The organism is Psychrobacter sp. AOP7-B1-24, from assembly GCF_052376215.1.
Taxonomy (GTDB): Bacteria; Pseudomonadota; Gammaproteobacteria; order Pseudomonadales; family Moraxellaceae; genus Psychrobacter.
In genome coordinates this window covers 1-25,754 of sequence record NZ_JBQSVL010000033.1, presented here as the reverse complement: position 1 = coordinate 25,754, position 25,754 = coordinate 1, and the positions used below count along the sequence as shown (strand labels likewise).

The window sequence follows — 25,754 nt, the reverse complement described above, 5'->3', positions numbered from 1 at the left end:
TTTATGTACGCAGTGCAAATTATTTACTGTGCAACGCTATCCATATTTTCTAAATTTTTCTGTTCGGTTTGCTGAGCTTGATTGATCTGAGACGTGGCACTATCGAGGATAGCTTTAGGCTGCTCAGCCAAAGGTTGGCTAGTAATATCTCCTGAGTTACTTGCTGTTTTGCCTGTAGCAGAACTGTCTATATTGGTATCACTAGTCCCAACCGTAACACTACTGACAACAACTTCTCTGTTTTTCTCATGCTGTTTGCCATTAATAAGATTAAAGCCAAATAGTCCAACGATGCCAATCAACGCGAATATAATCAAATGTTTCATTTGCATAAAAATGTTCCATATTTTAATAGTCAGATATATGTTTTGCTGCATTTTTTATGCCTAGTTTTCACTGACTGTTACAAACTACTCTTGTGGGCTATCGCTATTCAATAAATCCGTCTCATCTGAATTTTCAGCAATCTCTTGTTCAACTTTTTCCATTAGCTTGTCATCAGGGCTCGCATCCAACACCTCATCAGCACGGCGACCTTGCAAAACAAGTTTGGCACGTGCCTTTGCTAGCTTTTTCTCTTTACTATCCATGCCTTTTTGTTCATTTTTGCCTATATCTGTCACCTCAGGAATGGTCGAAGTAGTGGTCTTATCAGACACATCAGTACTTTCGTGGCTATCTTGCATGTGTGCAAAAGCGTGCTCTAATTTATGATTAAAGCGCAACTGATAAATAGGCTCTGGCAAGCTAAAACCATTATCTTCAAGGGCATGCTTGGTTTCACGTATAGCAATACTACGGGCTTTGGAAAAGTCAGATTCCAATTGATTTACCCAGACTTGAAACTGCAAAATAATATTAGAATCACCCACTTCTTTAATAACTGCAGTGACTTTTGGATTATCCAATGCAAAACCTAACTGACATATTGCATCGACCCCCACCTTGATGGCGGCAAGAGGGTCGTCATTGGCATCAACGCCCAACTCAAAGGTAAAGCGACGTTCAGGATTTTTGGTGTAATTGAGGATAGTACCTTTGAAAACTTCTGAATTAGGGATACGCAATTGATTTCCATCTAAAGTCATCAATATCGTCGCGCGCGAGGTTAGGCGTACCACAATACCCTCTTGATTGTTAATCAAAATATAGTCACGTGCACGAAATGGCTGGCGAATACTGAGCATTAAGGAGGCAATATAGTTTTCAATAGTGTCTTTGACCGCAAAACCAACTGCGATACCGATAACACCAGCACCACCTAACAGTGTGCTTAAAATGGTTTCGGCCCCTATCAAGCTCAGCGCTAAAACCAAACCAATAATAATAAAGATAATTTTAATAGTTTGAGAGAGTAACTCAGCCACAAATGGATTGGGTGTTAGACGTTGCCACATTTTTTGACGATTGGACAACCAATTACCAAACCAAGTCACCAAGCTAAATAAAACAATACCCACTAACAATAAAGGTAAGGCTTTGACTACATTTTTCGTTTGTGCTTTGAAACTTTGGTAAACGGTCGATACGTTGTCTTGTACATCAAGCGTTCGAGTAATTCTATCTTCAACAGTAACCACATCGGTTAAACGATTGGTTAAACTGATGGCTTGTTGCGCTTTTTTCTCATTTGGTGTTTCACCAGTTAATGTAACCACACCTTGGGTAACACTAACATTAACTGCTTGCAACCCCTCAATTTCTGAAAATATCCCACTGATACGTTGCCGAATATCATTGTCTTTTTGCGGTGCGGGTGTGGTTTCAATTTGAGCATCATTCGTACTTTCATTACTGATAACGGGCGATGACTCAACTGGTGCCGGCGTAGTCGCCAAAGTAACGCTGTCTAGCCCATTATTTGAATCACTTTCAGCCAACTGATTGCTCGCTGTGGCAGGAGTTGACTCACTATTGGTTGCATTACTGTCAGAAGTATCAGCTTCTTCAGCCCCTTCCGGCACCGTAGCAGCAGCATCCACACTGATGGTTTCAGCAGCATGAATAGGGAGGCCCAAACTAGTGATGCTTAGTAGCAACAGCATTTGACCCCAAACTTTGAGACAACTGCGTATTCTTTGATGGTCAAAACAAACCGCCATAAGTACCCTTTGCTGTTTTACTTGTTTTTTACTAAAATACGCCCTCAAGTCAAGCCAAAGTCCTCTAAATACTAATGAAATGAGGACATATCTAAAATTTTTACTTTTTATTAGCTATCGAGATAAGCCTGCGCCGCACTTAAATCTAGCGTTCCTTCATAAATAGCACGTCCAGTGATAATACCTTCAATACAGTCACCATACGGCTTTAACAGTTCGATGTCTTTTAAATCAGTCACACCACCCGAAGCAATCACTGGTAAGCCGCCTTCGCGAGCCAAGTTAACCGTTTGCTCTACATTGACGCCTTGCATCATGCCATCACGGGCAATATCAGTATAGACGATTGAAGATACACCTACATCCGCAAAACGCTTAGCAAGTTCAGTCGCCTTGGTATCAGTAACGTTTGCCCAACCATGAGTAGCAACCATACCATCTTTAGCATCGATACCAACAATGACATGTCCAGCAAATTCGCGGCAAGCTTCCGCAACGAAATCAGGATCTTCAACAGCTTTCGTACCGATAATGATATACGTCAGACCTGCGGTAATATATTGCTCAATGGTATTCATATTACGCACACCTCCACCTAACTGAATAGGTAAATTTGGATACGCTTTCGTAATATCGTTCACCACTTGTCTATGCACTGGTACACCATCAAATGCGCCATTCAAATCAACCAAATGTAACCGACGTGCACCTTCATCTACCCAACGTGCAGCCATAGCGACTGGATCATCAGAGAACACCGTATCATCTTCCATACGACCTTGTTTTAAACGTACACACTTACCATCTTTTAAATCAATAGCCGGGATAATAACAGGCACAGCACACATACAACATTCCTTATAAAACACAACATTAAATAAATGTAAAAAACCACTCTTAAAAATTAGAGTATATTGAATATACAACACGTTTTAAGCCATAATAGAAAAATACCGTTCAAAAAGCGATTTAAAACTTGAACGGATTCATACAAACCAACAACGAAACAAAAAATCGTTGAAATATCATATAAGTAATGATAAAAACCGAAAGTCATAACTATAAGTTCTATCAGGTTCAATCACTGGAAACATTAGGTAAATTCAATTACTGACTGGCAATTTTAGGTCAATTTAGCGTATAATCCTAGGTAAATTTTTATTTGTTTCTATGTGATAGTAACCATACGCCACGCTTTATATCAAGTCATCCGTGATTGAGAAGGAAGCGTGACGGTCAGGATGAGTCGAGCAGTAGTTGAATCTATCTATACGATGTTAACCAACATATTGCTAAGAAGGGTTATATTAGAAATCTCAACTAGTAGCCGTTAAACCGTCTACTCTGCAATACTAAACTCTAATTAGATATCTTTCCTAACGTCTTTTACCCTGTTTCTATCACTGGTTAACGATTTAGAACTGTCATTACTGACTATATAGCAATGGATAATAAGTAAAGCTTGCTTATTCATTTCTGAGTCAGTTTGTTTTTCAGCCAGTTTATCATCTATCTAAATAGATCTTTGTTTGGCTACAGTCTTATTGAACGAGTATCGACTTATCATGATACTTAATCTGTAAGAGTGGAGTGGTCAGTCATTCTGGTGTTACAAGTTTTAATTTTCAATGAAACGTATGATAGAGCTATTGGTTTAAAGTAATCATTTTAGCGATTTATTTTGATTAATGGTTTTTGCATACACCTTGGTAGCCAGTCGCCACTTTGGTAATTCGAATAAGACATTAACGTGTTGTTAAGGAGTCTAAGGTCAGCGTTAATACTCTTACTAGTAGTTATGATCATGCATTATTTGTAAAGGACTCTATCACCATCCTACTATAGGAATAACTGACTGAGTGCTTTATTGAATGACGCAGTTGTTCATGCTGCCGATATACCAAACAGGAAGTCTGGTATCGTTTTAGACTATGGACTAAGTTTTCGCTTATGATTACCATCAAGAAAGGTTTGGATTTGCCCATCACCGGTGAACCCTCCCGCGAGATATCTGAGCATAAGCCGACACACGTTGCTGTTATTGGCTACGACTATGTCGGTATGAAGCCCACGATGAATGTCAAAGAAGGTGACACAGTAGCAAAAGGTCAGCCCGTTTTTGAAGATAAAAAACGAGCTGGTGTTATCTACACTGCCCCTGCTGCTGGTAAAGTCATCGCGATCAACCGCGGTGAACGTCGTGTGTTTGAGAGCCTTGTAATTGCGGTCGACCCAAACGGTGAAGAAGTAAAGTTCGAGCAGTATGACTCCCAGCAACTTGCAGACCTAGACTCTGAAGTCGTTGAGACCCAACTGCTTGCCTCTGGTGAATGGACTGCGTTTCGCACGCGTCCTTATAGCCGTACTCCAGAAATCGGTGCCCGTCCGCATGCTATTTTTGTCACTGCAATGGATACCAATCCATTAGCATTTGACCCAATGCTGCTCATTAATGAACAGCTACAAGCATTCAATGACGGACTTGCCGTACTCTCTACACTCAGCCCTAAGACCTTTGTATGCCATAACGGTGATACCCAGCTGACGCCAGTTGCGAAAACCGCAGCTAATAATAATACTGAGTATCATGGCTTTTCTGGTAAACATCCAGCTGGTTTAGCGGGTACCCACATTCACTTCTTACACCCAATCATGCGTGGCGTAAGCGTTTGGACGATTGGATACCAAGATGTGATTGCGATTGGCAAACTGTTTACCACAGGTCGTTTGTATACACCTCGTATGGTTAGTTTGGCTGGTCCTGCGGCTACCAACCCACACCTCATTGTCACTGAGCGTGGCGCTGATATTACTGCATTAACCAAAGGTCAGTTGGCTACTGGTGAAAACCGTATTATCTCAGGTTCAGTGCTATCTGGTCGTAAGCTATTTAGTAATATCGCTTATCTTGGCCGCTTTCATAACCAAATCAGCGCACTCGCTGAAGGCCATGAACGTCCTGCATTTCACTTCTTTACACCAGGTAAAAACCGTTTCTCCAAGCTGCCTATCTATATTTCGCAGTTTTTTGGTGGCAAAAAGTATAACTTTACCACCACGAGTAACGGCTCACCGCGAGCCATGGTACCAATCGGTGTCTTTGAAGAGGTTATGCCACAGGATTATCTGCCAACGCAACTATTACGCGCACTGATTGTCGAAGATATCGTCAGCGCAGTAGATTTGGGCGCACTAGAATTGGACGAAGAAGATTTAGCATTATGCACCTTCGTATCTCCTGGCAAATATGAATTCGGCGATATTTTGCGTGATAACTTAACGCGCATTGAGCTGGAGGGCTAACCACGATGAAATTTTTACACAATATGTTCGATCGTATGGAGCCGTCTTTTACCAAGGGTGGCAAACACGAAAAATACTATGCCATCTTTGAGATGTTTGATACTTTTTTACGTCAACCAAGCTCAACCACATATACATCATCACATGTACGTGACGGTATTGACCTAAAGCGTATTATGATTACGGTATGGCTGTGTACCTTTCCAGCCATGTTTTGGGGTATGTACAATATCGGTCATCAAGCACTAACTGCTATTGCTCAACTTGGTCTACAACCTGAAGGTTGGCGTACTGTCATCACTAGTATGGCAGGCTACAACCCAGAAAGTATTTGGGCAAGCTTTGTCTATGGGGCAATGCAGTTCTTACCAATTTATATCGTGACATTTGCGGTGGGTATTCTCTGTGAAATTATCTTTGCCGTCGTGCGTGGACATGAAGTCAACGAAGGTTTCTTTGTAACATCGGTATTATTTGCGCTATGTTTACCACCAGATATTCCATTATGGCAAGTTGCCTTGGGTATCACTTTCGGTGTGGTCGTGGCAAAAGAAGTATTCGGTGGTACAGGTAAAAACTTCCTTAACCCCGCCCTATCGGGTCGTGCATTTCTCTACTTTGCGTATCCAGCCTATATGTCTGGTGACTCTATATGGACAGCAGTAGATGGCTTTTCAGGAGCTACTCCTCTTGGTCTTGCAGCACTTGGTGTGGTCCCTCAGGACTTCGTCGATGCCTATGGAAACGCCATCACTTGGAGTGATGCATTCTTAGGCAACATGCAAGGTAGTATCGGTGAAGTATCAACATTAGCAATCTTGATAGGTGCGGCAGTTCTACTATGGACGCGTATCGCATCATGGCGCATCATGGCAGGTTGTGTGGTTGGTCTTGTTGCCACTTCGCTTGTCTTCAACATGGTTGGCTCTAAAGACAACATGATGATGAACTTACCGTTTTACTGGCACTTAGTCATTGGTGGTTTCGCCTTTGGTGCCGTATTTATGGCAACTGATCCTGTGTCAGCAGCACATACCAATAAAGGTCGTTGGGCTTATGGTATCTTGATTGGGTTTATGACGGTATTGATTCGTGTTGTTAACCCAGCTTTCCCAGAAGGTATCATGCTGGCTATTCTATTCGCCAACTTATTTGCGCCATTGTTTGATTACTTTGTGACCCAAGCAAACATCAAACGCCAAACAGCTCGGAGGGTTCGTTATGTCCAAGCCCAAAAGTAACAATGCAAAAACCATCAGTGTGGCACTAACGCTATGCTTGGTGTGCTCGGTATTGGTATCAGCAGTTGCCGTTGGCCTAAAGCCGGCGCAACTCGAAAACGCACGTTTAGACCGTAACAAAAACATCTTAGTCGCCGCTGATATGTATGATGCTGAGTCTGATACACCAGATGATGTGGCTGAACGATTTAAAGATTTTGATGTTGAAGTTATTGACCTAAACGAAGGCAACTATGTCGATGATGAGACGCTAGCAGCAGCTGGCATTCCTGATCGCAATGCTTATGATGCGAGTCAAGCTACAAAAAACCAAGCTCTAAGTGAAGACTTAGGCAACAATGATCCTGCTGGTATTGGTCGTAAGCCTAAATACGCCAAAGTCTATGTGAAAAAAGACGATGCAGGTCAACCTGAAGTGGTCGTATTACCTATTCAAGGCTACGGACTATGGGGTACTATCTATGGTTTCTTAACGCTTGAGAGCGATATGAATACCATTAAAGGTATCAGTTTCTATGAGCATAAAGAAACGCCAGGACTAGGCGCTCGTATCGAAGAGCCAGAGTGGCGCGCTAAGTGGAGCGGTATCGAGTCTTATGACGAAAACGGTGACGTCGCTACTGGTGTGACCAAAGCCGGTAATCCAAAAGAGAACTGGGTTGATGGTATCAGTGGTGCAACACTGACTAGCCGCGGCGTCAGTAACATGATTCAGTTTTGGTTAGGCGAGCAAGGCTATAAGCCTTATCTAGATATGCTACGTGAAGAGAGTGGCCAGACTATTGATGAGGCAGAGACACAAGCCAATCAATCAAAATCGGCAGCTCAACCTAAAACCGAATTGGCAGCCAAGCTACCAGTAGCAAACGGCAAGGAGGCATAACATGGCTGATACTAAAAGTATTTTAACCACGCCTATTTTTGATAATAACCCCATCGGCTTACAGATCCTTGGTATCTGTTCGGCGTTGGCAGTCACAACAAGCATGGCAAATGCCATGGTTATGTGTGTGGCATTAACATTGGTAACTGCATTTTCGAGTTTCTTTATCTCGATTATTCGTAAGCAGATCCCATCAAGCATTCGTATTATTGTCCAGATGACCATCATTGCCTCATTGGTTATTTTGGTCGATCAGGTGCTAAAAGCCGTTGCTTATGATGTTAGTAAAGGCTTATCGGTTTTCGTTGGTTTGATTATCACCAACTGTATCGTAATGGGCCGTGCCGAAGCATTTGCGATGAGCAATCCGCCAGTACCAAGCTTCTTAGATGGTATTGGTAACGGTCTTGGCTACTCTGCAGTCTTGTTATTTGTTGCCACTATTCGTGAGCTACTAGGCGCAGGAACTTGGTTTGGTATCACTATTCTACAACCAGTGACTGACGGCGGTTGGTATATACCAAACGGCTTACTATTATTACCACCGTCAGCATTCTTTATCATTGCTTTGTTCATTGTCATTGTCCGTATTTGGAAGCCTGAACAAGTAGAAGAAGCTGAGTTTGTAATGAAGCCGCAGTCTAAAGGCATGGCACATGGAGGCGGTCACTAATGGGACATTATGTTAGTTTATTTATAACCTCAGTCTTTATTGAGAATATGGCGCTTGCCTACTTCTTAGGTATGTGTACTTTCTTGGCAGTATCAAAGAAAGTGTCAACCGCTATTGGCCTTGGGGTCGCTGTTGTTGTGGTAATGGCCATTACCGTTCCACTAAACAACTTACTATTCCAGTTCATTCTAAAAGATGGTGCGCTAGCATGGGCAGGTTTCCCTGACATCGACTTGAGCTTTTTAGGTTTGCTCAGTTACATCGGTCTTATTGCTGCTACTGTACAGATTCTAGAGATGTTCTTGGATAAGTTCGTTCCTAGTCTGTACAACGCCCTTGGTGTTTTCTTACCACTCATCACTGTAAACTGTGCCATCTTAGGTGGTGTATTGTTTATGGTTGAGCGTGACTATAACTTCGGCGAATCCGTCGTTTATGGCGTGGGTGCAGGCTTCGGTTGGGCATTAGCCATTACTGCATTGGCTGGTATCCGTGAGAAGTTAAAATACTCAGACATTCCAGCACCGCTGCGTGGTCTTGGTATCACCTTTATCACCGTTGGTCTGATGTCACTTGGCTTTATGTCTTTCGGCGGTATGTCAATTTAGACGACTAAGCTTAAACACTTATTTAGCGATTTGACCTATTTAATTCATTTATTCGGTAGGGGCTCAGAAAAACGTTATCACGTCTTTTCGCTCCCCTACTCCATAGATTAAGGATACCTACCATGGATTACGCTACGGCGATTGGTGGCGTTGCGATGTTTACCTTGATCATCATGGGCCTTGTCGCCATTATTTTGGCGGCGCGCTCAAGACTGGTCAGTTCAGGCGATGTTACCATCCATATCAATGATAATCCCGATAATGACGTCGTGACACCAGCAGGCGGTAAACTACTGCAAACACTTGCGAGCGAAGGTATTTTCTTATCTTCAGCATGTGGTGGCGGTGGTACCTGTGCACAGTGTCGTTGCCGCGTTATTGAAGGGGGCGGATCTATTCTGCCCACCGAAGAAGGCTATTTTACTCAAGGCGAAATCCGCAATCATATGCGCTTAGCTTGTCAGGTAGCTGTTAAGCAAGACATGGAAATTGAGATTGACCCTGAGTTCTTTGATGTTCAAAAATGGGAATGTGAAGTTATCTCTAATGAGAACGTTGCTACCTTCATTAAAGAGCTGGTACTTAAAATTCCAGAAGGTGAAGAAGTTAATTTCCGTGCTGGTGGTTATGTACAGTTGGAAGCGCCACCGCATGAAGTACACTATAAAGACTTTGATATCGAAGAAGAATATAGAGAAGACTGGGAAAAGTTCGGTATCTTCAAATATGTTTCAAAAGTTGATGAGCCAGTTATTCGTGCTTATTCAATGGCAAACTACCCAGAAGAAAAAGGCCTGATCAAGTTCAACATTCGTATCGCCAGTCCGCCGCCACGTGGCCCTGATGGGATTCCACCAGGCAAAATGTCTTCTTGGGTATTCAGTCTAGTACCTGGTGACAAAGTGACTGTATCTGGTCCTTATGGTGAGTTTTTTGCTAAAGAGACCAAAGCTGAGATGATCTTTGTTGGTGGTGGTGCAGGTATGGCACCGATGCGCTCACATATTTTCGATCAGCTAAAACGCTTGCACACAGACCGTAAAATCAGCTTTTGGTATGGTGCACGTTCTATTCGTGAAATGTTCTATGTGGAAGATTACGATCAGCTGCAAGAAGAGTTTGCTAACTTTGAATGGCATGTCGCATTATCAGATCCCCTACCTGAAGACAATTGGACCGGCTATACTGGCTTTATCCATAACGTATTGTTAGAAGAGTATCTGAAAAACCATCCAAACCCAGAAGATTGTGAATATTACATGTGTGGGCCACCAATGATGAATGCGGCCGTCATCGACATGTTGCACAGCCTAGGTGTTGAAGATGAAAACATCATGCTTGATGACTTCGGTGGTTAAGTGGGTAATTAAGTAAAAAAACAACTTGTAAAGTACATACGAAAAGAGTCTCAATTGAGGCTCTTTTTTTATTGCTAAATAACTCACCTTAAAGAATAAAACAACAAATTTAAATATCAAATGCTCTTCTTTATCCTATATTATTAATTATTTATTAGGGCGTGTCTTCATTTCAAAAATGGTGATGAAAGTGAGATAAATTGTCGTCAAACAAGAAAAATAGCGCAGATAATATCGAGATATTAACCAGCTATTTGACGATGTTTGGCAAGATTTAGCCATTTTTAGCCCATTTAGATGACTATCGGGTGAATCGAAGACACGCACTAGCCTCGGAAAGGATTCTTATGAAAACCAAATATAATGCATTAACTATCTGGATAACGGGGGCTTCTAGTGGTATTGGTGAAGCACTAGCCATTGCCTTTGCCAAACGTGGGGCAACAATTATTCTGAGCGGGCGTGATGAAATAAAATTACAGGCTGTTAAAAAACGCTGTAAACAAAGTAAGAAACACCTCATCGTAGCTTTTGACATTAGCGATGCCAATCAAACAAACGAAGCCTATAAATCTGCTCAGCAACAAGCAGGGAAAATTGACTGGCTCATTAATAATGCTGGTATCAGTCAACGCTCGCTTATCATGGACACGGCTGAAGACGTTGAACGCAAAATCATGGAAATAGATTATTTTGCGCAAACCCGTCTGACCAGATTGGCATTACCAGATATGCTCGAACAAGGCGGTGGTAAAGTGGTGATGGTATCAAGTGTGGCAGGATTGTTAGGTACTCAATATCGCGGTGCTTATGGTGCAGCCAAAGCCGCGCTTCATATGTGGGCAAACAGTCTACGCGCTGAACTGTATGACCAAGGAATAGAGGTCGCGACAATATTCCCAGGGTTTATCCAAACCAATGTCTCTATGAATGCTTTGACTGGAGACGGCAGCACGCAAGGCACGATGGATGAAGCAACCAGTAACGGACTGACCACGGCTTCATTTGCCAAGCAAGTCGTAAAAGCACTGACTAAAGATGAAGAATATATCATCGTGGCTGGTACTAAAGAAAAACTGGCGACCAGAGTCAATCGGTTATCGCCGCCTAAGCTTTATAAACTCATCCGTGAGTCAAAAGTAACATAAAAAAGCGATGAAGACAGTTTTTACAAAAGTTCTAAATATAACCCCGTGGTATTAGCCATGAGTATCTAGGACGTATCTTCCACTTACTCGATAATCATTTAAATGGTGATAAAAGTGAAGGCACGCCCTAGTGTGATGAGTACAAGCACTTTCTACGCTCAAAGCGATTGGCGTTATTGGCGGCAAGAGGTGTAAAATAAGCACCTTATTCAAAGCCTCACTCACCTTCCTGCTATAGCAAAAAGCTTATGAAAACGACAATAATTTCTACTAAAATGATTCACACAGGCTATGGCACTATCGCTCTCGCCAGCGTGCTGAGCATCACTGCTTGCCAGCAAACACCAGATTACGATTATCTGACTGGTGAGACGATGGGTACTAGCTATCATATCAGTTATCAGCTGCCTGCTGACGTCAATGAAGCGGCCATACAAGCATCGATTGATAAGCGCCTAAAGCAAATCAATGACAGTATGTCTACTTATCAAACAGACTCTACTATCTCTGAGTTTAACCAATTGGGCAAAGACACGCCTATCCCTATCGATACAGACTTCAGTCGTGTGCTTGATGTCTCGCGTATAGTCTATCAGCAGTCTAACGGTGCATTTGACCCAACCGTCATGCCCTTAGTAGAAACATGGGGCTTTGGTAGCACCATGACCGTTGATCGCTTACAAAGTCCACCCACTGCCGTAGAGATTGCTCAAGCAAAAGCGTTGGTGGATTTTGATAGTATTATAAAAAAAGACCAAACCATCTATAAGACCAAAGACGGTATCGGTCTTGATTTTTCAGCCGTTGCCAAAGGTTATGGCGTCGATGTGATCGCTGACGTATTGAGAGACGATTACAAAATTCGTAACTATATGGTAGAAATCGGTGGAGAGATTTCGACGGCTGGTGTTAATAATCAACAGCAGCCATGGCAAATTGCAATTGATGCGCCAATTCAAGGCAGTACTGTCAGCGAACGTCAGACGATATCAGTGATTCGCCAGCCTACAAATACTAATAATAAAATGTATTTAGCCACATCTGGCAACTATCGCAATTCTGTTATATTTGATGGCAAACGCTATAGCCATACCATTGACCCCACCACTGGAGAACCTATCGCGGGTGGTGCACCTTCTGTTACTGTAGCAGCCGACTCAGTCGCACTGGCTGATGCATGGGCAACTGCTCTAACGGCAATGCCATACCATAAAGCTCTAGAAGTTGCCAAAGAACAAGATTTAGCTGCCATGTTTGTCGTCTTAACCGACGAGGCAAAAACGAACCATACCGACGATAGCATCGATGATTGGCACGTAGTAGAAACGCCTGCGATGCAAGCGTTACGTGCTGATAAAAAGTCTTAGATGCTAGGGCGTGTTGATCACTCAACCATAGCACTAACAGAGACTATTTTTTAGACAGTTCGACGTTAAAAATAGTAAGTTTAGTCATTCTAAGCGTCTATATTTTAACAATGAAATGGCAAAAAAATAGTCCTGTCTCCTTCTGTTGGTATTGGAGCTGATGCTAAAACTGCCCCATACTGCGTTGTAAATCTCGTTAAGGCATGAGCATTACCGTCGTTTTACGCCTTGTCTGGAACCGTTTTAGCGATCAGCAGTGCCTATCTGTGAATGTTCAACACGCCCTAACAATACATGAACGAACACGATAGGTATAAACGAGTGAAACAAAAATTTGTTATACTGCTATCAAGACACCATCTATTAAGTATGTAAATAATATATAGATAATATTTAAGATGTATCGTTATCATAAAGATAACTACCCTATTTTTGAGAACTGAGGTACTCACTATGCTTAGCCAATTGCTTCCCATGCTCGCTATTACCTTTGCTGTATTCGTCCTATTTTTTATTTTTATGGGCATCGGTTATATGGTAAAAAAGAAACCACTTAAAGGGTCTTGTGGTGGTGTTGCTAAACTGATGGGTAACGAAAAATGCTCATACTGCGGTGATGATCCCAATAAGTGCGATTCTATCGTCGCTGAACAACAAGAAAACGCGCTTAAAGCGGCTCAGTTAGGCAAGTCAGTATAAACTCAATGTAAAATTGTCTAACCTAGAATGACAATGATTAGGTATCAAAATTTTACTGTGTATTGCCTAAAAAATAGCCACTGCCAGTACCATATTAAAATGTTACACACTCTAGTATTTGCCTGATATCTGTTCTTATAATAGTGCCACGTCCTTTGAAATAGGCTGGCACTATTTTTATTGTGTTATGCTTTATAGTATGACTCAGATCGCAATACACTTTTCAAAGTTACCACTCTTATATTATATCTACCCTGCTTAATAAGATGGCAAGCTCGTATCTCTTACGTTCTATAAATACTTTCTAATTTACGATTTTAGTTTACGATATCAGCCACTTTTGGTGTGCGTTTTCTTTGGTGTCATTTGCAAGCAATGATTCTTCAGTGCTGTTAAATGACGTGTTTTTTCTTATTCTAATAATAATCGTGCTGCTATGCCTACCTCTTCTAACTCAAAAATTAATTTGCCATCACAGCCTCATTCTGACAATGCCTCGCCATTGAAGCCACCCTCTTCACGCTTTATTTTTTGGCTTGTGTTATGTGCCATGGTTCTACTTGCCAGCAACATGCGAGCGCCTATCGTGGCGCTAGGCTCTATTGCACCAGTGGTAAAAGACGCACTCCATATCTCAGAGACACAAATTGGCTGGCTGGGTGCGGTACCCATGCTATCTTTTGCTATTGGCGCACTCGTCTCACCCATGATTGGCAAGCGGTTTGGGCTAGAAAATACGCTTATTATAGTGATTGCGCTATTGACCACAGGGATGATTATTCGTAGTGTTGTGCCAACTTGGCATTGGTTTTTGGCAGGTACGTTATTATTGACACTGGCTATCGGTTTTGCCAATACGTTAGCAGCACCAGTTATTAAGCAGCGTACCCCGCAACATATCCCGCTGATTACTGGTGCGTTAAGTCTCACGATGACTATATCAGCAGGTATCGTCGCAGGTGTAATATTACCGTTATCTGAGCAGGCAGGTTGGCAGTGGGCACTTGGTGGCTGGGCCATATTGGGCATCCTCGCCCTCGTACTGTGGGGGTTTTTACGGGTGCGTTTGGGATCATCTAACCATCAAGCAGCACTCCTACCAACGTCAAGCGCTTCCGACATATCAATATGGCGTATGCCGTTTTCTTGGCAGATCGCGGTACTGATGGGTTTGCAGTCTTTATTGTTTTATACCGTGGCCAGCTTCTTACCTTACATTTGGGCCAGTAAAGGGTTGTCAGCGGTACAGGCGGGGCAAATGGGCTCCGTATTTCAGTTTATGGCACCGTTATCTATTTTGAGCTTAACGTGGCTCGTCAACCGTGGTCGCCCTATTCAAGCGTTAACAGTGGTTGCCGCTGTGCTAAATGTCATTGGCATATTGGGTGTCAGTTACCTCTCAACTGACTTAGCATGGTTATGGTCAGGCATGATGGGCATGGGCTGTGCGGCAATCTTTACCCTATGTATGATGTTGTTCTCTATGCGCACCTATACGACCAATCAAGCGAGTGAGCTGTCAGGTATGGCGCAAGCAGTCGGTTATGTCCTTGCGTTTTTTGGACCATTGGGTACTGGTTGGTTACATGAAGTGACGGGTAATTGGGATTTACCACTGCTGCTTATTTTAATATTGATGGTTATTAACGTTGGTATTGCTTGGCTAGTCAGTCGTCCTGTTATGGTCGATGGTAAAAAGTTTTAATACTTACGATTAGATAAAGTAACCTTAGGATAATATTGATATTCTTCTTATTTTGCTACACTGTTTAAATTACATATAAGACAGAATAATTATTATGAATCTACCTTCTCGTTTTTCTCGACATCTGCCAGCAATGGCAACGCTAACCATAGCGTTAGTCATCGCTGGTTGCCAAAACAGCTCCGAGCCAACTGACGCTACCGATGCGCAAAATACCAGCTCGCAAAGCACTGATGTACAAAGTGCTGATTCAAACAACACGGGTTCACAAAGCCCTGATTCAGAAAACACTGAGGCGTCAACCGCCAATGCTCAAACCAATAACAATCAAGTAGCGGCTGAGTCTACAGACGGACAACAGATCACCTCGCCACTGACGATATTAGCGCTTGGTGACTCACTGACTGAAGGACTAGGAGTCGATGGTGACGCCAACTACCCTGCGCAGTTAGAAGCCAGCCTAAAAGAGCTCGGCTATACCAATGCCAAGGTCATCAACTCAGGCTTGAGTGGTGAAACTAGCACTGGCTTGGTCAATCGTCTAGACTGGGTGGCGCAAACCGAACCTGATATTACTATCCTGACGATTGGTGCCAATGATGCCATGCGTGGCCTAGATGTAGCGACCATTGAGGAGAACATCCGTACTGCGGTTAAGCGTCTGCAAGACAATGGCAGTGAAGTAATCTTGGGCGGTATGTCGATCTATGACAATCTAGGTAATGACTATGTTTCCGCGTTTTCAGACATCTATCCTCGTGTGGCAAAAGACATGAATGTGCCACTTATCCCCTTCTTTTTAGAAGGCGTGGGCGGTGACCCTGAGCTGAATCAAGCCGATGCGATTCATCCGACCAAGGAAGGCTATCAGATTATCGTCAAAGATAATATTTTGCCTATCTTAAAGCCTGAGATTGAAAAATTGAAAGCCAGCAATAGTACTAATACGACAGCATCAAACACGCCTAATGAACTAGCATCAAACAACACGCCAACTGAGACCACGCAATGACATCATCACCTTCAGCTGACACAGTGACGACGCCTACCGCTACAGCAAAAGCATTACTGACCGCCGCGCATTTAAACAAAACCGTACAAATCGGCGAACAAACACTATCCATTATTAAAGACGTGAACGTTCATATTAATGCGGGCGAGTTTGTGGTCATCATGGGCAAGTCTGGCTCTGGTAAATCGACGTTATTGGGATTGCTAGCAGCACTCGACTATCCTGATAGTGGAACGGTTGAGCTAGCAGACCAAATGCTCAGCAGCCTTGATGAAGACGCCCTAGCGGCTATTCGTCAGCGTGATATGGGCTTTGTGTTTCAGTCATTTCATCTACTGCCAACGCTGACCGTGGCAGAAAATATTGCCTTTCCGCTGGATATTGCACGGCAGCCAAACGCTGCACGAGTCGATGAGTTAATCGAAGCCGTTGGACTCGGTCATAGACGTGACAGTTTGCCCAATCAATTATCAGGTGGTGAGCAACAACGTACGGCTGTCGCTCGCGCATTGGTGTCGCATCCAAAAATTGTATTCGCTGATGAACCTACGGGTAACTTGGATGAGCAAAACGCCGACCAAGTCATGCAGCTATTGTTAGATTTACGACAGCAAGTCGGTTCGGCATTGGTCGTCGTGACCCATGACCCTGCACTAGCGGACATGGCAGACCGAGTCATCACCATGCATGATGGACAGGTTGAGAGCTAAATAAGAATTTGTGCTTCATTTTTAAATAAGGTCAGTGCGATGGAAGCTCTCGAAATAGAAAGGTTGGCAAAGAACCTAATTGCTGGCAATTTCACTTTTGAAACCGAAGACTATAGCCAAGCCATTAATAAATTAGTTTCGATCTACAAACTAGATAACGCGCTTTACTATCTAAAACAGATGGCTAACTCAGACGACTATTCCATTATTTTTGCACTCTCCTTTATATTAGAGCATTACTCAAAACCTTTTATTAATGCGAACAAAGACGAGGTAAGTCAGCTTACTTTACAAGCAATAAGCAAGGGATATTGTAGCGCGAATTGCTATTTGCTATATCCCTTAGTTTACTTTATGGAACATGATGAAGAATATCTTTGTTTTTTGAAATTACTACACAATCAGCAAAATACATTACAGAATGATGTATTAAGACATCTATATTACTTTGATACTCACAAATACGAACAGTTGAACCGCCTCAGTGAACAGCTAGATTTTTCTTTGTTTCATAGCTTACCTAGCAAAATAGATAGCCAATGGTTTGAGCAGCAAGTGAAAGGTAAATCTCTTCTTTATCGAAAAGTAGTAGCTAGTGCGGTATATAAGAAAGTTAAAGATAAAAAATTCGTTCATTCGTTAACTGACATGACAGATGCAGAGTTGTTCGACTTTATCTATATTTGGTTACCTGATGACACCTCTAAAACGTCTTAACACTTCTATCGATTAAGTAAAAAACTTATGACTAAAGCCACAATCACAGAAAACGATACTGCTATCAATAATAAAACTGCTAATGCTAAAAGTGGCAGTTTTTTTAGCAGTCGAACCTTAGGCGCACAGGCTTTGTCTCGCAGTTGGTGGCGACGCTGGGTATATCCGCTGCTATTCTTACTCACGTTGATGCTATCGCTTGCCACCTATCTGACACTGGACTCGATCCAACAGTCGGTGAATACCTACGTCAATGACAATCAGCTGGCACTCGTCGGTGGTGATTTGATATTAGAAAGTAATCAAGCATGGCCTGAGGAAGTCTTGGCACAAGTCCAGACGTTGCCTGATGACCAAACGGTTTATGATTATCAATTCAATGCTATGTTGGTCGCAGCAGACCAAACGCTGTTGGCTCGTATCAAAGGTGTTACGGCAGCTTATCCTCTATACGGTGAAGTTGAACTGGCGTCAGGCAAATCCTTGTCCGAGCAGCTGAGTGCGGATAGCATTGTGGTCGCGCCTGAGGTTCTCAGAAGTCTAAACGTATCGATTGGCGACAGTATCAATATTGGTGAGGGAGCATTCACCATCAGTGACGAGCTCGTTAGAGAACCTGATCGTCCGCTAACTGCCTTTGGTTTTGGTGGTCGCGTGATGATGCAGCAAGACGCATTAGAAGCGACCGATCTCATCGGTCAGCGTAGTCGGGTCAGTTACCAAATAGAGATGGCAGGCACGCCAGAAGTCATTGCCACTCAGCGTGAGCAGCTGACGCAGATGCTGGTTAATTATCCTGATATTGAGATGTCTGACCCTACCTCAGAGGAGACGTCTGTCTCACGCATCTCTGACAATGTGTTGATGTTCTTAAAATTGCTAGTCATTGCCGTTCTATTATTATCTGCGGTTGCCATGTATGGAGTGATTACCGCCTTTGTAACCAAGCAGCAATCCAACGATGCCATACGCATGGCGCTGGGTGAAACCAACCGTTCGATTAAGCGTAGCTATTATTGGCTACTATTAATCATGGCTGCCTTGGCCTGTGTCGCCGCCGTGTCGCTCAGCCTTGTGTTACTCAAAATTGGTCAACCCTATCTGACGGCTATTTTACCGTCAGACTTAGGATTGGCGATTAATCCAATTAGTATTTTCAAAACGATTGTCATCGCGCTTGTCATGACGCTACTGATTACCCAGCGCAGTCTGCGTGCGCTTGATGGCACAAAACCTGCGGCCCTGCTCAATCAAGCGACTGGTAAATCATCAAAACGTTTGCCTTGGCAGCAGCGCATACCATTCTTACGCTATGGTTTATTATTCATCGGGCTGTATGCTTTCCTTGCCTATGAAGTGCAATCTTTAGCATTAGGTGCACAGATACTGGTCGGATTGATTGTATTCATTGCGATATTTTGGGCATTGGCACGTGGTTGGCTTTGGTTGCTGGCGCGCATCGCCACGGGCAAAAAAATCAGCTGGATGCAGCGTATTGCGATTCATAACTTGGCGCGTAAAGGCAATCAGTCCGCATTGTTCTTTGTGACATTGTCATTATCCGTTGCGGTATTGACCCTTATCACGTCGATCAATCATAGTATCAATGAGCAGTTTATCAATGCCTATCCTGAAGATGCGCCGAACCTGTTTTTATTGGATGTGCAGACCGATCAGCACGATAAGATAGACAGTATTCTCAAAGCACCTGTCACCTATTATCCAGTGATTCGCGCCCGTATCGGTACGGCTAACGGTGTCGAACCCAAAGATATTGATGCGCCTGAAGGCGAAGACGACCCTACTCGGGTGTTCAATTTAAGTTATTCCGATACGGTCATGGACACAGAGTTCATTACTGAGTCGCTGACTGACGATGCGCTGTATACGCCGATTGAAAATCAGGATGCGAGTGCCTCTGCGATTTCGCAAGTGCAGTCATTGTCAATTTTAGACACCGCCGCTGAGATGTTAAATGTCGGCATGGGCGATCAGATCAGCTTTAATATTCAAGGTATCGAGTTGGTTGGCGAGATTACCAGTATTCGCTCGCGTTTCGAGCGTGGCCCTAGTCCGTTTTTCTACTTCTTGTTTGAACCTGAGATACTGGCTAGCGCACCGCAAATCCAATTTGCGACGGCGCATGTCTCTGCCGATGATATTCCTAATCTGCAAGGTGAGCTGGTACGCGAGTTCCCAGCGGTGACCAGTATTGACGGTACAATTATCGCGGAGCAAGTCCAAGGGTTGGTCGCACAGATGAGCCGCTTGGTGTATATTTTTACCTTGCTTGCTTTGCTTACGGGCATCATGGTACTCATCAGCTCGCTACTCTCTACGTCACAAGATCGTATGAAAGAGAGTGCTTCGTTTAGACTATTGGGTATGCAAAAGCGTGACTTGTATATGCTCAATATCTTAGAGCTGGGTGTGCTTGGGATTAGTGCGGCGACATTTGCAGTGATTATCGCCACTGGTGGTGCTTGGCTGGCGGTCACTCAGTGGTTCAATCTGCGCTTTAGTGTGCCGTGGGCAAACTTGGGACTCGGCGGTATTGCGTTAGTTGCCTTGCTGTTTGCCATTGCCATTATTTATGTGAAACTGGTGATTGGTCGCGGGATTATGGCTAGGGTACGGGCGATGGTTTAGGAAATAGACTATGAATTCAAATGACATGATAGTTAGCACTTTCTTGATAGGTATTATTCGCCTATGACGCCTTGATGAAATTAGTATTGACCAAGCTCATTTTTTGATTTTCAGCCCTGACGGATTATCAAGAGTTGAAGAAAATAATAACTTAAAAGGGCTAGCACCTATTATTACTCAGGCATTTGAACTTGATGAGCATACGCTTTACTCTGTTCAGAAGAGTATGTATCAATCATATTGAACGACTGCAGACAATTTAGACCTTATATAAAAGACTAACTTCGGTTAGAATAATAGAGTGAATATCTATAACATCCCTATCTCTTATCTTAGCTGTAAATGCGCTTTACCAAATGTAGGAAAGCTATAATGAATTATGAAATCCATATTGAGAATCTAGGTGCTATTAAGGAAGCTGACTTCGTCATCACTCCTTTAACTATAATAGCAGGTGAAAATGGAACAGGGAAAAGTTTTGTTACTAAATTTCTATATTCGATTTTGAGTGCAGTTAATATAGATGTTTACTCTAATCACACTATAACGACTATCAGTAGACTAGGCTCCGTACTAAATCGAATAGTTAGAACTTTTCATGACATAGAGCACAATGAAGAAATTGAAAAAGAATTAACTTATATTAGTAAATTTACTGATATCCTAAAAAATATTCCAGAGTTAATAATTCAAATAGAGTCAGATTACTATGAGTTAGATAGCAATTTAATTAGAGACTTGAACGACAGTATAGAGATATATAATAAAACCGTTTATCCTAACCTTAATATATTTCTAGAGAGTTCATATAAGGAAGACTCTGACACCTCATCAGAAAAATCTCCTGATTCTTCGATGCAATTTTTAAGAAGGCTCAGAGGCCCTAAAATTTTATTAGATAGAGCTTCCAGTCTTGTAAGTGAATTAAACGATTTATTATTAAATTCACAGACTAGCTATTTGAGAGTACTAAGTGAGTATATAACTAATGAGCTAAAAGAAAATTTTCAGATATCTGAAATACAGCAATTAATTAATTATGAAGAAACGAATAGTGTTTTTATATTAAATAATATAATTGAGGTTTATATTGATAAAGACGAGGGGTTGAAAATAAAAATTCAATCAGACTATTTATCTGAATTTGAAAAGATAAATCATATTATATTTTTTGAATCACCTGTTTATTGGCGATTATTACCTATTATTAATGAAGTAGACAAAGCTGGAAATAGAGGATTACCTTACAGCAGTAAATACGAAATTCTTACTGGTATCCCTAAATATTTTTACGACTTAAAAAAACTATTATTTACTAATTTTAAAGAAGGTGAACGTCCTTCATTCATAATCGAATGTGCTAATAGTTTACAAAATTACTTGAAAGGTCATTTTAAACCCTCAGACAACGATTTAACCTTTGAGAATAGTTTAGGTCATAACATACCTAAAAACTTAGTTTCTTTTGGAATGACTAATATCGGGATTATACAAGCAGTTTTAAGCAAGAATATTGTCAACAAAGGTTCTTTTATATTCATTGATGAGCCTGAATCAAACCTACATCCTGAGTGGCAAAATATCCTAGCACATACTTTAGCTAAATTAGCTAAAAATGAAGTATACGTCATAGTAACATCCCATAGTACCGACATGCTAAAAGCTATAGATATTAGTACACAAGAAATGAAAGTAGAAAGTAGCTTAACCACATATTACTTAGAAAATAATGGTCATTTGCTAGAGATGAACAATGATAATTTAACCCAAATAGAACAAGCCCGCCAAAAACTACTTGAACCTTATGATGACTTAACAATAAGAGGTTATGCTCTTGATTAACCTTGACGAATTTAAAGAAACTATTCAACATAAGGATAGTAAAGAAGGTATAAGTGAAAGCTGTAATTTTCTAGCCTATAAAATAGATGATAACGGTTTAAGTCAATATTTAGGATTTAAAAATGGGCAAATGAACCAAACTGATTACTTTCTGATAAATAACGAAATAACCAAAGTTCAATTTATTGAGCTAACAGATTTATCTAATCATATTAAAGAATGTATATTTGCCGAAACTATAATTCGATCAAATTCTGACTCTTTCGCTACAATACTTGGTAAGAGTCCAAAAAAAGCTGAAAAACTTCTTAATAGTAAGATTTGGTCTGAAGTTTTAGGAGAGTTGAAGAATAAATGGATGGGTTCAATTGCTATTCTTGAAAGATACTGTCGAAGAGAGCAATACGAACAGGACTTACAGTATAGTTTACTAATTGTGCTTAGAGATAACGCAGATTCTCGGCAGATTGAAAGTTTAACTTTTAAACTCTCAGGAATGATGGGGAGAGTGAGTATTTGTAATACAAAAAATATTAAGCACCCTCTTCTATTAGAATTAATTTAGCCATCTATTTGTAATACTACTTGCTACGGCCTGCAAGCGTAAAGCAGGGTTAGCTCCAAAACCTCAAACATTTGAAACACTAAACCAAAACGCCTTCTACTCATCTAGAAGGCGTTTTTTTGCTTCATATTGCGTATAGGTATATAACCCAATGTCAGCCATGCAGTTTGCTGATTTATTGGGGCGATTACCTAGCCTTCATTTGCTATACTAGCCTAACTTTTATCAATCAAATTCCTTCTTACAACATCCTCCAAAACAGCATGGTAGTCTTATGAAATTCTCAAAGTTCGGTCAAAAATTTACCCAACCCACTGGCATCTCACAATTGATGGACGATCTAGGCGATGCGCTAAAAAGCGATCAGCCAGTCAACATGCTGGGTGGTGGTAACCCTGCCAAAATTGATGCCGTTAATGAGCTGTTTTTGGAGACGTATAAAGCGCTTGGCAATGATAACGATGCAGGAGAGGCTAACAGTAGCGCGATTATTAGCATGGCGAACTACTCTAATCCACAAGGTGATGCGGCATTTATTGATGCCTTGGTTGGCTTCTTTAACCGTCATTATGATTGGAACCTCACCTCAGAAAACATCGCCCTGACCAATGGCTCACAGAATGCGTTTTTCTATCTGTTTAATCTGTTTGGCGGCGCTTTCGCTGATGAAAGCAATCAAGATAAAACAAACGAATCTATCGACAAATCCATTCTACTGCCATTGACCCCTGAGTATATCGGCTATAGCGACGTGCATGTCGAAGGTCAGCATTTCGCAGCAGTATTGCCACATATCGATGAAGTGACTCATGATGGTGAGGAAGGCTTCTTTAAATATCGTGTCGATTTTGACGCATTAGAAAACTTGCCAGCACTAAAGGAAGGTCGTATCGGCGCGATTTGCTGTTCACGCCCGACCAACCCGACTGGCAATGTACTGACTGATGACGAAATGGCGCATCTAGCCGAGATTGCCAGACGTTATGACATACCGCTTATCATCGATAATGCCTACGGTATGCCCTTCCCTAATATCATCTATTCAGACGCGCATTTGACGTGGGATAACAATACGATTCTGTGCTTTAGCCTGTCTAAAATTGGCTTGCCTGGTATGCGTACGGGTATTATCGTGGCCGATGCTGAAGTGATCAAAGCAGTCAGCGCGATGAATGCCGTAGTGAATCTAGCGCCGACACGCTTTGGTGCAGCGATTGCCACGCCATTGGTAGAAAACGATCGTATCAAGCAGTTAGCCGATAATGAGATTAAGCCTTTTTATCAAAAACAGGCCACCCTTGCTGTGAAGCTGTTAAAAGAAGCATTGGGCGATTACCCACTGATGATTCATAAGCCTGAAGGCGCGATATTCTTATGGTTGTGGTTTAAAGACTTGCCGATTACCACGGTTGAGCTGTACGAGATTTTAAAAGAAAAAGGCACGCTCATCGTACCAAGTCAGTATTTCTTCCCTGGTGTCGATGTTAGTGATTATCAGCATGCACATGAATGTATTCGTATGAGTATCGCCGCTGACGAGCAGACGCTGACTGATGGTATTAGAGTGATTGGTGAAGTGGTACGTGAGTTGTATGATGAAGCCAAAAAATAAGATTGGCTGCTAAAATAATAAATTCATATAGCAAAACAAAAAACGGACTTATTAATAGTCCATTTTTTTATAGCGTTTGGTCAACGAGGTAGGTTTATTGGTTGGACGAAATATGGTCGTCCATTTATTCAACGCATAAAGCACATAAGATAACATGCAGGTATTGATCAAATCACGGATGCTCGCGGTAATCTGATCACGGCTTAAATCCATTAAGCCTAGCGATTCAATCGTCTCTCTATTATCCAAGTATTCGCCCAATAACGCAATGCAGGTCACTATCACTAAAGCGACAAAAGACCTGATACCTTGCTTCCTAAATATTGGACGCAGCAGCATTAAGCACAACAAATAAACACCGATACCAACATAGATATGTAGGGCATCTTTGGCCAGCCCTGTCGCTTCGATAATACTCATTTTAAAGGCGGTAAAATCCACTGTTTTCTCTTTATTATAGTAAGTAGTATGATAGATATGAATAACACAAAACGCTATCAAGCCTAGTGTGTTTTTGAGCCAATAACGTTTCCTTTTTTATCAATAGTCACATAGTCAGTATGTATCCACATCGAATGCTTATTATCGTCTTGTTCAATGTCAGCTTTATAGGAGACTTCTGCCTGTCCATCTTTAAACGGATGCGCGGCTTGATATTGTGCTGGGAGAACAATTTCGAAAGTATCTGCGGCGGCGTAGCCTATCAAGTCATTTTTTTTAAAACGAAATAAACCATCTTGCGGATAATCAGGGCCATTATCGAACCAATAAACATCATATAGCTTTTCACCACGATCATTGAACCAATGGTGCCCCGCTATTGTATGAGATAAGATAAAAGGTTTTTTAAAACAGCCATCTTTAGAAATGTCAGAGAACAATGGCAAAGTGTAGGTATTTTCAGGCAATAACATAGTGTTTTTTGCACCGACAAGTTGAATATATGGCAGATGCTTGCCCGATTTTTCATCTATAGCATCAGTGGTGAGACGTTGGCCTTCATTATCTGCCAAGCAAATGCTTTGAGATGTGTTGGTAGTGACACATCCTTGGGCGATAATGAGCGTTGGTAAAATACTAAATATTAATAGGATTAAATATCTTTTATTCATAAGTATTTCTGCTCAAAACCCAATGCTAAATTCGAACTTAGCATTATAATCAAAATACTATCTAGTATTTTTCAACCAGTAATAAAGTGAATTGCATGGAAAATACAAAGCCACTCAATTAAACATTAAATACCATTCCTACCAAAACGACCAACCGCAAATTGATTAAAATGCTTTCGTAAAGCTTTTGGGCTAACATTTTCTTCTTTAGCAATCTTATCAATAGGTTTACAGACAGAAGCCCAACTTTTATATAGTAAGTAAGCTTTGTAAATAACGCCGAGCAATAAAGCCGTGCATATAATCAAAAAAACGGCCTTAGTACTAGAAGATAAGAACAACCATTTTGTTATAAACACTGCCGCAATAACACTCAGTCCAAACCCTTTCATTTTCAAATATTGTTCTTGATAGTCATGATAATTTATCAGTAATTCTTCTAATTTTT

Annotated in this window: 23 protein-coding genes; 17 read left to right on the top strand and 6 right to left on the bottom strand. The window is 41.7% G+C overall.

The window, feature by feature from the left end; genetic code table 11:
* Window positions 1–23 precede the first annotated feature (23 nt).
* The 3 genes from ACT3QP_RS08430 to hisA all read right to left on the bottom strand — a co-directional run bounded on the left by ACT3QP_RS08430 (window position 24) and on the right by hisA (window position 2,950).
* Window positions 24–332 carry a hypothetical protein gene (locus tag ACT3QP_RS08430; RefSeq protein WP_444525165.1) on the bottom strand — a complete coding sequence of 103 codons (309 nt, stop codon included), beginning with the start codon at window positions 330–332 and terminating at the stop codon, window positions 24–26.
* 78 nt (window positions 333–410) lie between these two features.
* Window positions 411–2,102, bottom strand: coding sequence for a mechanosensitive ion channel domain-containing protein (locus tag ACT3QP_RS08425; RefSeq protein ID WP_444525164.1), 1,692 nt, complete (start codon window positions 2,100–2,102; stop codon window positions 411–413).
* 110 nt (window positions 2,103–2,212) lie between these two features.
* Window positions 2,213–2,950 carry a 1-(5-phosphoribosyl)-5-[(5-phosphoribosylamino)methylideneamino]imidazole-4-carboxamide isomerase gene (gene hisA, locus ACT3QP_RS08420; protein ID WP_444525163.1) on the bottom strand — a complete coding sequence of 246 codons (738 nt, stop codon included), beginning with the start codon at window positions 2,948–2,950 and terminating at the stop codon, window positions 2,213–2,215.
* A gap of 1,102 nt (window positions 2,951–4,052) precedes the next feature.
* Here hisA and ACT3QP_RS08415 point away from each other — a divergent pair.
* From ACT3QP_RS08415 to ACT3QP_RS08335, 17 genes are all read left to right on the top strand, one after another.
* The gene (locus tag ACT3QP_RS08415) at window positions 4,053–5,405 is read left to right on the top strand and encodes a Na(+)-translocating NADH-quinone reductase subunit A (RefSeq protein WP_444525162.1); all 1,353 of its coding nucleotides are present in this window, start codon (window positions 4,053–4,055) and stop codon (window positions 5,403–5,405) included.
* A gap of 5 nt (window positions 5,406–5,410) precedes the next feature.
* Window positions 5,411–6,646, top strand: a complete 1,236-nt coding sequence (locus ACT3QP_RS08410) for an NADH:ubiquinone reductase (Na(+)-transporting) subunit B (protein WP_444525161.1) — start codon at window positions 5,411–5,413, stop codon at window positions 6,644–6,646.
* Window positions 6,627–7,529: a Na(+)-translocating NADH-quinone reductase subunit C gene (locus ACT3QP_RS08405; protein ID WP_444525160.1), complete on the top strand. Its 903-nt coding sequence runs from the start codon at window positions 6,627–6,629 to the stop codon at window positions 7,527–7,529. Before ACT3QP_RS08410 ends, ACT3QP_RS08405 begins: the two co-directional genes overlap by 20 nt.
* Window position 7,530: 1 nt before the next feature.
* Entirely contained in the window at window positions 7,531–8,202 is a 672-nt protein-coding gene (locus ACT3QP_RS08400) for an NADH:ubiquinone reductase (Na(+)-transporting) subunit D (protein ID WP_444525159.1), read from the top strand.
* Complete coding sequence (gene nqrE, locus ACT3QP_RS08395; protein ID WP_011281361.1) at window positions 8,202–8,810, top strand: NADH:ubiquinone reductase (Na(+)-transporting) subunit E; 609 nt, start codon at window positions 8,202–8,204, stop codon at window positions 8,808–8,810. Before ACT3QP_RS08400 ends, nqrE begins: the two co-directional genes overlap by 1 nt.
* 122 nt (window positions 8,811–8,932) lie before the next feature.
* Window positions 8,933–10,168 (top strand): NADH:ubiquinone reductase (Na(+)-transporting) subunit F, encoded by a 1,236-nt coding sequence (nqrF, locus tag ACT3QP_RS08390; protein ID WP_444525158.1) that lies wholly within the window; start codon window positions 8,933–8,935, stop codon window positions 10,166–10,168.
* Between the two features lie 347 nt (window positions 10,169–10,515).
* Window positions 10,516–11,316 carry an SDR family NAD(P)-dependent oxidoreductase gene (locus tag ACT3QP_RS08385; protein WP_444525157.1) on the top strand — a complete coding sequence of 267 codons (801 nt, stop codon included), beginning with the start codon at window positions 10,516–10,518 and terminating at the stop codon, window positions 11,314–11,316.
* A 248-nt stretch (window positions 11,317–11,564) separates the two neighbouring features.
* Window positions 11,565–12,683 (top strand): FAD:protein FMN transferase, encoded by a 1,119-nt coding sequence (locus ACT3QP_RS08380; protein WP_444525156.1) that lies wholly within the window; start codon window positions 11,565–11,567, stop codon window positions 12,681–12,683.
* Between the two features lie 453 nt (window positions 12,684–13,136).
* Window positions 13,137–13,382, top strand: coding sequence for a (Na+)-NQR maturation NqrM (gene nqrM / locus ACT3QP_RS08375; RefSeq protein ID WP_444525155.1), 246 nt, complete (start codon window positions 13,137–13,139; stop codon window positions 13,380–13,382).
* Window positions 13,383–13,818: 436 nt separating this feature from the next.
* Entirely contained in the window at window positions 13,819–15,087 is a 1,269-nt protein-coding gene (locus tag ACT3QP_RS08370) for an MFS transporter (RefSeq protein WP_444525154.1), read from the top strand.
* Between the two features lie 94 nt (window positions 15,088–15,181).
* Entirely contained in the window at window positions 15,182–16,099 is a 918-nt protein-coding gene (locus tag ACT3QP_RS08365; RefSeq protein WP_444525153.1) for an arylesterase, read from the top strand.
* Complete coding sequence (locus ACT3QP_RS08360; RefSeq protein ID WP_444525152.1) at window positions 16,096–16,809, top strand: ABC transporter ATP-binding protein; 714 nt, start codon at window positions 16,096–16,098, stop codon at window positions 16,807–16,809. Before ACT3QP_RS08365 ends, ACT3QP_RS08360 begins: the two co-directional genes overlap by 4 nt.
* Window positions 16,810–16,848: 39 nt before the next feature.
* Window positions 16,849–17,526, top strand: a complete 678-nt coding sequence (locus ACT3QP_RS08355; RefSeq protein WP_444525151.1) for a hypothetical protein — start codon at window positions 16,849–16,851, stop codon at window positions 17,524–17,526.
* A gap of 27 nt (window positions 17,527–17,553) precedes the next feature.
* Entirely contained in the window at window positions 17,554–20,175 is a 2,622-nt protein-coding gene (locus tag ACT3QP_RS08350) for an ABC transporter permease (RefSeq protein ID WP_444525150.1), read from the top strand.
* A 372-nt stretch (window positions 20,176–20,547) separates the two neighbouring features.
* Window positions 20,548–22,017, top strand: coding sequence for an AAA family ATPase (locus ACT3QP_RS08345; RefSeq protein ID WP_444525149.1), 1,470 nt, complete (start codon window positions 20,548–20,550; stop codon window positions 22,015–22,017).
* On the top strand, window positions 22,010–22,582 hold the full coding sequence (locus ACT3QP_RS08340; protein WP_444525148.1) for a hypothetical protein: 573 nt from the start codon (window positions 22,010–22,012) through the stop codon (window positions 22,580–22,582). The genes ACT3QP_RS08345 and ACT3QP_RS08340 overlap by 8 nt, the downstream gene beginning before the upstream one ends.
* Window positions 22,583–22,856: 274 nt before the next feature.
* Complete coding sequence (locus ACT3QP_RS08335; protein WP_444525147.1) at window positions 22,857–24,194, top strand: valine--pyruvate transaminase; 1,338 nt, start codon at window positions 22,857–22,859, stop codon at window positions 24,192–24,194.
* 51 nt (window positions 24,195–24,245) lie between these two features.
* Here ACT3QP_RS08335 and ACT3QP_RS08330 read toward each other — a convergent pair whose 3' ends face one another.
* The 3 genes from ACT3QP_RS08330 to ACT3QP_RS08320 form a co-directional block, all read right to left on the bottom strand.
* On the bottom strand, window positions 24,246–24,635 hold the full coding sequence (locus ACT3QP_RS08330; protein ID WP_444525146.1) for a hypothetical protein: 390 nt from the start codon (window positions 24,633–24,635) through the stop codon (window positions 24,246–24,248).
* A 62-nt stretch (window positions 24,636–24,697) separates the two neighbouring features.
* Window positions 24,698–25,306 carry a hypothetical protein gene (locus ACT3QP_RS08325; RefSeq protein ID WP_444525145.1) on the bottom strand — a complete coding sequence of 203 codons (609 nt, stop codon included), beginning with the start codon at window positions 25,304–25,306 and terminating at the stop codon, window positions 24,698–24,700.
* Between the two features lie 125 nt (window positions 25,307–25,431).
* Window positions 25,432–25,754, bottom strand: a 323-nt coding sequence (locus ACT3QP_RS08320; protein WP_444525144.1) for a hypothetical protein, incomplete at its 5' end; no start/stop codon positions are given.

What these genes read in the sequence shown, in the direction of transcription:
- ACT3QP_RS08355 (WP_444525151.1), top strand. Translation starts at nt 16,849, where the DNA reads ATGGAAGCTCTCGAAATAGAAAGGTTGGCAAAGAACCTAATTGCTGGC.
- ACT3QP_RS08365 (WP_444525153.1), top strand. Translation starts at nt 15,182, where the DNA reads ATGAATCTACCTTCTCGTTTTTCTCGACATCTGCCAGCAATGGCAACG.
- nqrF (WP_444525158.1), top strand. Translation starts at nt 8,933, where the DNA reads ATGGATTACGCTACGGCGATTGGTGGCGTTGCGATGTTTACCTTGATC.
- hisA (WP_444525163.1), bottom strand. Translation starts at nt 2,950, where the DNA reads ATGTGTGCTGTGCCTGTTATTATCCCGGCTATTGATTTAAAAGATGGT.
- ACT3QP_RS08410 (WP_444525161.1), top strand. Translation starts at nt 5,411, where the DNA reads ATGAAATTTTTACACAATATGTTCGATCGTATGGAGCCGTCTTTTACC.
- ACT3QP_RS08350 (WP_444525150.1), top strand. Translation starts at nt 17,554, where the DNA reads ATGACTAAAGCCACAATCACAGAAAACGATACTGCTATCAATAATAAA.
- nqrE (WP_011281361.1), top strand. Translation starts at nt 8,202, where the DNA reads ATGGGACATTATGTTAGTTTATTTATAACCTCAGTCTTTATTGAGAAT.
- ACT3QP_RS08415 (WP_444525162.1), top strand. Translation starts at nt 4,053, where the DNA reads ATGATTACCATCAAGAAAGGTTTGGATTTGCCCATCACCGGTGAACCC.
- ACT3QP_RS08380 (WP_444525156.1), top strand. Translation starts at nt 11,565, where the DNA reads ATGAAAACGACAATAATTTCTACTAAAATGATTCACACAGGCTATGGC.
- ACT3QP_RS08335 (WP_444525147.1), top strand. Translation starts at nt 22,857, where the DNA reads ATGAAATTCTCAAAGTTCGGTCAAAAATTTACCCAACCCACTGGCATC.
- ACT3QP_RS08345 (WP_444525149.1), top strand. Translation starts at nt 20,548, where the DNA reads ATGAATTATGAAATCCATATTGAGAATCTAGGTGCTATTAAGGAAGCT.
- ACT3QP_RS08325 (WP_444525145.1), bottom strand. Translation starts at nt 25,306, where the DNA reads ATGAATAAAAGATATTTAATCCTATTAATATTTAGTATTTTACCAACG.
- nqrM (WP_444525155.1), top strand. Translation starts at nt 13,137, where the DNA reads ATGCTTAGCCAATTGCTTCCCATGCTCGCTATTACCTTTGCTGTATTC.
- ACT3QP_RS08425 (WP_444525164.1), bottom strand. Translation starts at nt 2,102, where the DNA reads ATGGCGGTTTGTTTTGACCATCAAAGAATACGCAGTTGTCTCAAAGTT.
- ACT3QP_RS08370 (WP_444525154.1), top strand. Translation starts at nt 13,819, where the DNA reads ATGCCTACCTCTTCTAACTCAAAAATTAATTTGCCATCACAGCCTCAT.
- ACT3QP_RS08385 (WP_444525157.1), top strand. Translation starts at nt 10,516, where the DNA reads ATGAAAACCAAATATAATGCATTAACTATCTGGATAACGGGGGCTTCT.
- ACT3QP_RS08430 (WP_444525165.1), bottom strand. Translation starts at nt 332, where the DNA reads ATGCAAATGAAACATTTGATTATATTCGCGTTGATTGGCATCGTTGGA.
- ACT3QP_RS08400 (WP_444525159.1), top strand. Translation starts at nt 7,531, where the DNA reads ATGGCTGATACTAAAAGTATTTTAACCACGCCTATTTTTGATAATAAC.
- ACT3QP_RS08360 (WP_444525152.1), top strand. Translation starts at nt 16,096, where the DNA reads ATGACATCATCACCTTCAGCTGACACAGTGACGACGCCTACCGCTACA.
- ACT3QP_RS08405 (WP_444525160.1), top strand. Translation starts at nt 6,627, where the DNA reads ATGTCCAAGCCCAAAAGTAACAATGCAAAAACCATCAGTGTGGCACTA.